The organism is Acinetobacter sp. UBA6526, from assembly GCF_002434875.1.
GTDB classification, from domain to species: Bacteria; Pseudomonadota; Gammaproteobacteria; order Pseudomonadales; family Moraxellaceae; genus Acinetobacter; species Acinetobacter venetianus.
This window is the reverse complement of record NZ_DJLC01000241.1, coordinates 26,209-32,383: the sequence shown is the minus strand read 5'-3', so window position 1 is coordinate 32,383 and position 6,175 is coordinate 26,209. Positions and strand designations below refer to the sequence as shown.

Below are 6,175 nucleotides of genomic sequence, written 5' to 3'. Positions count from 1 at the left end.
GAGAAAACAGGGATTAATGCAGCACTGTATGCTCCTTCTGCGAGGACACGCCGAAAAAAATTAGGAATACGAAATGCAACAACGAATGTATCGAAGTCCTTCCCTGCACCAAATACGTTGAGTAGTACTACATCTCGTACCAATCCCAACACTCGGGATAACATTGTCATTGCACTGACAATGACAGTCGATCGCCACAATGCCATCGCATTCACCTACGGCTTATCTTTTAAAAAGCGTTATTGTAATGAAAGTCCAAATAAATTTCGTTGTGAAATCATAAATCGAACGATGTTTTTTTGGATAATTTTGCTGCTGATAATTGGAAACGGAACAACTGCCAGTCAAAAAATGGTCCGGGATCAGTCTTACGTTTCGGTGCAATATCAGAATGTCCTGCAATATGATTTTGAATTTTTGGATAAGCTTGCTGAAGCGTTTGTACAACCTCTACCAGTGATTGATATTGTTCTTTTTCAAATGGTAAATCATCACTTCCTTCCAGCTCAATTCCAATCGAATAATCGTTACATTCTTTTTGAGCCAAATAACTAGAACGTCCCGCATGCCAAGAACGGTCATTAAAATTCACAAATTGGATGACCTCACCTGTTCTCAAGATCAATAAATGTGCAGAAACTTGCATTCCCTCAATAGTTTGGAAATAAGGATGCAATGACCAATCTAATTTATTCTGAAAAAACTGCTGAATATAGCCCCCACCAAATTGTGAAGGAGGCAAACTAATATTATGAATTACAATCAGTTGGATATCAGTGCCATCTGGACGTACATTAAAATTTGGAGATGCTATTTGAGTCGCACCTTGTAATTGTCCATCAATGACTGAAAAATGAGTGGGCGTTATCATTCGGATATTTGTTAAATCGTATTTACAAGAGATTCAATATGACGAATCTATTTCAGAGAATCAATGCTGATCTTGCAGAATACGATAGGATTGGGCTAAAGCTTTAGCATCCGAAAGTGCATGGTGGGGAATTTCCGAAGCCACCAAGATTTGCCCTTGCCATAACTCCAAAGTTAATGGCGGCGTGAGTATTGCCTGCCCTGCACCTACAATTAAACTTCGGGTAAATAAGGATAGATCTTCTGCCCAATCAGCAATAATATGAATCTCCGAATACCAATTTAAAAATAGTCTTAATTTTCTTTGGAATTGAAATAATGTTATTGTCTTCTGCCCAAGATAAGGCATCACATTTTCAGCCACCCAAGCCATTGGTTGAGGACAATCTAAAACCTCATAAAAATAGTGACCCTCTTCATCGACCAATGCCAATGAAATCAGTTCACCACCAAAACCATTAAATTCGCAGTCTAAAAATAGATTCATCTGGAGTTAAACTCTCATCATTGATAAGGGATTAATTATTAGCATTTCAGTCATTCCTTCTCATACCCACCATTAAAATATATAAAAAAACAGCCATTTATATTAAAAGTATGGCTGTTTCTACGAAGATTGGCGCTTACACAATATTTTGTTTTCTTGCAGCTTCTAAAGCCATTTGCACATTTTGAAGATTAAAAATAATTGATAAATTTTCAGGATTAAATGGCTCATCCTCTGAAACTCCATCCCGATGAAAATCACCATGATGACCATTAAATTTTTTTGATTCGTTTTCTGCAAGCTCAATTTGATAATTAGGTCGTTTACCTATTCCCTTTTGTCCAAATCGTACAGCATTGCTACTGAGACGTTGCATGTTATTGAGAACATTTGTCAGAAACTCAACACCTAATGTATCGATACCGCTCCCCCACACTACACCATTATTATTACTCATTGTTGTATCTCCCATCTGTAAAATATAGTTTTATTGGGCATAGAATATTGAATAAACCCAAGTATAGAACGCATATTATACCACTATAATTTAGTATGCAACGCTTTTTTACCATGCATGATCCATTTTCTTATTCTTTATCTTCTATCTCACGATACAATGTTGCAGCATAGAAAATTTTACTACTTGTCACTACTCGCATATTTTTTGAATGTAGTTTATAACCTTCTGATTCCATGATTTGTCTTACCATTGCACCTAACATTTGCTTGGTACGATCATAAATTTTTCCATCTATTCCTAGACTCTCAATTTGCTCCTTTGTTTGCATTAAACCTGATCGCAACAAATCTTTTTCAATTCCTAGTAAAGCAGGTTTATTCAAATCACTAGCCGTTTTCATCTGAATAATGGCTTTTTCTGTATTCAAGAATCGCCATAATTCTTGTCCTTGTAATGTCTGATATAATTCAACAAAATTTTTACTATTAAATTCAGTCATCATTTTTCTCCCTATACAAATGAGCTAAAATATTATAGCAAGTAAATTACAGTACTACTAAAACGACTCTACCTTCATTATGCAATGCTTTATCACGAATAATCGAGACGAAATACTTATTTTTTATGTTGAGGGTGCTAATATAACGCACAAGTTTTTTGGCCAAAAATATACTGGAAATGGTATGAGTATTCCTCAATCTTTGCTTGAACAATCTATTCAAATCAATATTCAACAAGCATTACAAGAAGATATTGGGGATGGCGATATTACTGCCATGTTAACACCTGTAGATGAACAAGCGACTGCCACGATCATTACTCGTGAAGAGATGGTTCTAGCGGGACAACCTTGGGTTGATGCGTTAATAAAGGCATATGACGAAACTGTGCAAATTAAATGGTTAAAGCAAGAAGGTGATGTTGTTGCAGCAAATGAAGCTTTTTTAAAGCTTGCTGGTTCAGCACGTAGCCTTCTCACTGTTGAGCGCCCAGCGTTAAACTTTGTACAAACGCTTTCAGCTGTTGCGACCAAAACAGCCAACTACGTTAAACAGCTTGATGGATTAAATACAAAATTATTGGATACGCGTAAAACCTTACCAGGATTACGTATCGCACAAAAATATGCTGTGGCTGTTGGCGGTGGACAAAACCATCGTTTAGGTCTATTTGATGCATTTTTAATTAAAGAAAATCACATCATGGCAGCTGGTGGTATTGCCCAAGCGATTGTCAAAGCACATGACATTGCACCAGGTAAACCTGTTGAAGTTGAAGTTGAGACTTGGGACGAGCTGAATCAGGCGCTTGAAGCTGGGGCTGATATTGTGATGTTGGATAACTTTAGTCAGCAGCAAATGATTGATGCGGTGAAGCATGTCGCTGGACGCTGTAAATTAGAAGCATCAGGTAATATCACCATTGAAAATCTACGTGAAGTCGCAACGACAGGTGTGGATTATATTTCGATGGGCGTACTCACCAAAGATGTAACCGCCGTAGATTTATCGATGCGTTTTAACGCTTAACCTTGTTCGGATTGATTCTCTTGCTCTGAACGTTTTGGTTGAACCGAAACTTCAGGCATCTCTATTTTTCTTTCTTCAGCTCGCTCAGTCCATGCTGATTTGGCTTCGGTTGAATCAGTAGGTCTTGGGTCGGCAGCCATCAAGACAAAAGTAACTGCGGTCAAAAATACGAGAAATACTTGTAACATTCTCATCCCTATTTTGTTTTCTTTCAATTTTATAAATTTAACAAAGCAAAATGAGTCAAATTTGCGTGCTCTGTTACATTATGAAATGCGTCAGTTAAGGTATGTAGAAAATGATAACATCATGTTTTTACATCTCTAACCAGAATAAAGTAAAAACAGCCTAAACTGTGTTTAGACTGTTTTTTGCAATCGCAAAATTAAAACATCATGAACCAACAAAGCCCATGTATGGATCAGAAATTGAATCTTCATTTGTTTCAATACGACCAGCAAAACGACGGCTATAACTTGGCTCGTTGACCATAGTCACCGTGAAATCATACCAGCCACCAAACTCGCTCATATCCCAGCTTAACTCTTTCTCTGTTGCAGCTGTTTCGATTTGCCATGTTTGACTTGGTAAATACGCATTGGCTTTTACGATGAATTTTGCAGTTTGAGCTGCATCATTACGCACTTTTAAGAAAAGTTTCGGATCACACTCTTCCATACATACGCGTATCTCAGGTAAGGCAGCAGACTGCTCTGCTTGAGATAAATCACCAATAAAACTTCGATGGAAACCATTTGGCCCAAGTACCCATAAGTCATAACGACTTTCTTTGGTTTGCCAAATGTCATCCAATTGTTTGCCTGCTTCAACCATATAGCGGCGCGGTACAGCATCCAGATTCAATTTGTCATAGACATGGAAAACTGCTGCGTGTGTGCCCGTATTGGAGAACATCAACTTTACAGTTTTCGCAGCAACATCAACTTTGGCACTGGTATGAAGGATATATGGCAATGCACGTGATGGACGAATGCCTGTTTCTTGTATTGGATAAGCTTGATTCAGCGGGCGGCTCACCTGAGCTAAACCTTCTTGTGCTTTACGGATTGCATCAGCTTCAGCTTTGGTTTTCTTCCCTGATAGATCTGGCAATGGAACAATATTCGGTGTTTCAAAATCAAAAGCTGTCGTTAAATCACCACACACTGCACGACGATAAGGACTAATATTTGGTTCTTCTACATCAAAGCACTGTTCCAAGAAACGAATCACCGAAGAATGATCAAATACTTGTGAATTGACCCAACCACCACGACTCCAAGGGGAAATGATATACATGGGAACACGAATTCCTGGTCCATATACCCCAACCCCATTACTCACTTTTGGATCTGTAAAGTTTGGCTGTCCCGATGATGCCTTGTCATGTGTTGCATATTCATACGACATCTGCGCTTCAGTTAATGTCGACTTACCACAGACCTCACCAGACACATCTATAGATGGTGCACTTGGTGATGGCACATGGTCGAAGAAACCATCATTCTCATCAAAATTAATTAAAAAGACAGTCTGACTCCAAATTTCTGGACGCTCCGTTAAAGCATTCAAAACCTCTTGAATATACCAAGCACCTTGAACTGGGCTTGAAGGTCCAGGATGTTCACTATAGGTCGCTGGAGCGACCAACCAGCTCACTTGAGGTAATTGACCTTGGGCAATATCCTCTTTAAATGTCCCAAGAAATCCGCCATCAGGCATGGTGTTGGCAATCCCTTTATATAATGGTTGATTTGCATCAATCGCAGGATCATAGGCAGGACAAATGGTACTGTTATTGACGGGTTTCCCAGACAATTCATTGGCACGACGATACTGTTTAAATCCTGCTAGAGGATTATCTGTAAAGTTATCTGGCATGTTTTGGTAAACTTTCCAGCTTACACCTGCTTGTTGTAAACGTTCTGGATAAGTTGTCCAATCATAACCTGTCGTTGATGGACCTATCGCATCTAAATCATTGACTACACTGGCCACATTTCCTGTAGTTGGGCCATTTGTTCCTGTCCAAATAAACATACGATTTGAGTTAGTTCCTGTGTGCATCGCACAATGATATGCATCGCATAAAGTAAAGGCATTGGCTAAAGCAAACTGAAACTCAACTTCTTGCTGTTTGTAATAACCCATAGATTGAGGTTGTTTATATTGCACCCAATTGCCCATACGACCATGATCCCATGCGTACTGCCCATCGGTCCATGAGTGCGGTGTTCCACTGACGCGCTGTGCGTTACCGCGTGTACTGTCTAAATGGTAAGGATAAACTTTGTTTTTGTTCGCATCATATTGCTCCCAAACTTTACGTCCCTGAGTTAAAGGGATGGTAAAACGGTCACCAAAGCCACGTACACCTTTCAAGGTACCAAAATAATTATCAAACGAACGGTTTTCTTGGGTCAAAATCACCACATGTTTAACGTCTTTAATTGTTCCTGTTTCTACTTTGGCATCAATCGCTAATGCTTTTTGAATACTCATTGGAAAGCTTGTTAAAGCGGCTGTTCCAAAAAGTGCTTTGGTTGAATTTAATAAAAAATCACGACGGTTCATTTGTTATTTCCTTATTCTTATTATGGGGCGCAATGGATTTTACAGTTCGAGGTTGGCGGCTCTGGTGTTGGCGTAGGTTTATTGTTATCGCCACTATCATTGTCATTACATGCACTTAATAAGAAGACACTACTACTCAGCAGCACTAAAAGGAAATTTCGCATTTTACTATCCGTTAAAATATTCGTGCAGATAGTCAATACAATATAAATGACAGTTGAATGATTGTTTTATAGCAATTCAATGACATCGAAG

At 38.7% G+C, this 6,175-nt stretch carries 9 protein-coding genes; 1 reads left to right on the top strand and 8 read right to left on the bottom strand.

The genetic code is table 11. The features are described 5' to 3' along the window. From B4237_RS16695 to B4237_RS16675, 5 genes are all read right to left on the bottom strand, one after another. Positions 1–215, bottom strand: a 215-nt coding sequence (locus tag B4237_RS16695) for a lipid II flippase MurJ (protein ID WP_286944020.1), incomplete at its 3' end; no start/stop codon positions are given. 62 nt (positions 216–277) lie between these two features. Beyond that, positions 278–871: a 1,6-anhydro-N-acetylmuramyl-L-alanine amidase AmpD gene (gene ampD / locus B4237_RS16690; RefSeq protein WP_278594975.1), complete on the bottom strand. Its 594-nt coding sequence runs from the start codon at positions 869–871 to the stop codon at positions 278–280. 60 nt (positions 872–931) lie between these two features. Further along, positions 932–1,357 (bottom strand): hypothetical protein, encoded by a 426-nt coding sequence (locus tag B4237_RS16685; RefSeq protein ID WP_278594974.1) that lies wholly within the window; start codon positions 1,355–1,357, stop codon positions 932–934. Positions 1,358–1,493: 136 nt separating this feature from the next. After that, positions 1,494–1,814 carry a hypothetical protein gene (locus B4237_RS16680; protein ID WP_278594973.1) on the bottom strand — a complete coding sequence of 107 codons (321 nt, stop codon included), beginning with the start codon at positions 1,812–1,814 and terminating at the stop codon, positions 1,494–1,496. A gap of 130 nt (positions 1,815–1,944) precedes the next feature. Beyond that, complete coding sequence (locus B4237_RS16675) at positions 1,945–2,319, bottom strand: hypothetical protein (RefSeq protein ID WP_278594972.1); 375 nt, start codon at positions 2,317–2,319, stop codon at positions 1,945–1,947. Positions 2,320–2,500: 181 nt separating this feature from the next. On the opposite strand from B4237_RS16675, the gene nadC reads away from it, so the two are divergent. Then, a complete protein-coding gene (gene nadC, locus B4237_RS16670; RefSeq protein WP_278594971.1) occupies positions 2,501–3,346 on the top strand; it encodes a carboxylating nicotinate-nucleotide diphosphorylase in 846 nt (281 codons plus the stop codon). Here nadC and B4237_RS16665 read toward each other — a convergent pair. From B4237_RS16665 to B4237_RS16655, 3 genes are all read right to left on the bottom strand, one after another. Further along, positions 3,343–3,534, bottom strand: a complete 192-nt coding sequence (locus B4237_RS16665) for a hypothetical protein (RefSeq protein WP_061398206.1) — start codon at positions 3,532–3,534, stop codon at positions 3,343–3,345. The two genes, nadC and B4237_RS16665, sit on opposite strands and share 4 nt — an antisense overlap. A 205-nt stretch (positions 3,535–3,739) precedes the next feature. Then, on the bottom strand, positions 3,740–5,920 hold the full coding sequence (locus tag B4237_RS16660; RefSeq protein ID WP_007478191.1) for a phosphocholine-specific phospholipase C: 2,181 nt from the start codon (positions 5,918–5,920) through the stop codon (positions 3,740–3,742). Between the two features lie 20 nt (positions 5,921–5,940). Continuing rightward, positions 5,941–6,084, bottom strand: a complete 144-nt coding sequence (locus B4237_RS16655; RefSeq protein WP_171054742.1) for a hypothetical protein — start codon at positions 6,082–6,084, stop codon at positions 5,941–5,943. Positions 6,085–6,175: the final 91 nt, after the last annotated feature.